Source organism: Dellaglioa sp. CoH-56-MRSF-13, from assembly GCF_056782095.1.
In genome coordinates this window covers 1-709 of record NZ_JBXAYC010000026.1, presented here as the reverse complement: position 1 = coordinate 709, position 709 = coordinate 1, and the positions used below count along the sequence as shown (strand labels likewise).

The window sequence follows — 709 nt, the reverse complement described above, 5'->3', positions numbered from 1 at the left end:
GGGACGGCGGTGCGGCCTTCGTCGGGTCCGTGATCGGCTGTTTCGTTGTGTCGATAGCGCTATTCGGAATAGTGCCGTCGTCAGTAAACGTGATGTTGTCCGTGGATTGTTGCCCCACCGTCACCATCAGCCCGTACGTCGAGCCCTGTGTGCGTCCATACACTCGGTAGCCAGTAGCCAGAGGCATACGCGGCCACGACAGCGTAATAGAGTTGGTGGTTGTGCCGCCTGTCGCAATCACCACAACTTCCGCGCTCGACGCCAACGATTCACCGTTGAAGCCGACTGCCGACACTTGATACTGATAAGTACCAGCAGGCAGAGTACCGACCGTCGAGCTACTAGTTGCAGAAGGTTGAGCTGGTGCCGTGAGGGTCGCGCTAGAAATCGAGATTGCAGTGTTGTTGCCGTATGAGCCTTGGCCCATAGACGGGTAGAACAGAGCTATTGCGGTGGTAGCACCGCTGCCAACTTGTTGGAGCAGCGTCGGCCAATCAGGTTTCGTTGGGTCTACGACGCCAGCCGGAATAGGAGCCAGATGCGTAGTGCCAGATGCATCTGCATACATCAAGACCGAAGCGTACAGAGCACCGGGGCCCGCAACACGGAGTGCCCACAGCTGGTTAGCTTCCTTGAAGAAGTCGAGACCACAGTACACATCAAACGAGATTTTCGCGTTCGGATTACCGTACTGCGCCAGATAGTCTTG

General features: G+C 56.7%; 1 protein-coding gene. It reads right to left on the bottom strand.

Annotated features, from left to right (window positions below; all coding sequences use genetic code 11):
• The coding region (locus AC1RP1_RS07650; RefSeq protein WP_481762665.1) for a hypothetical protein at positions 1 to 709 on the bottom strand (709 nt) is incomplete at both ends.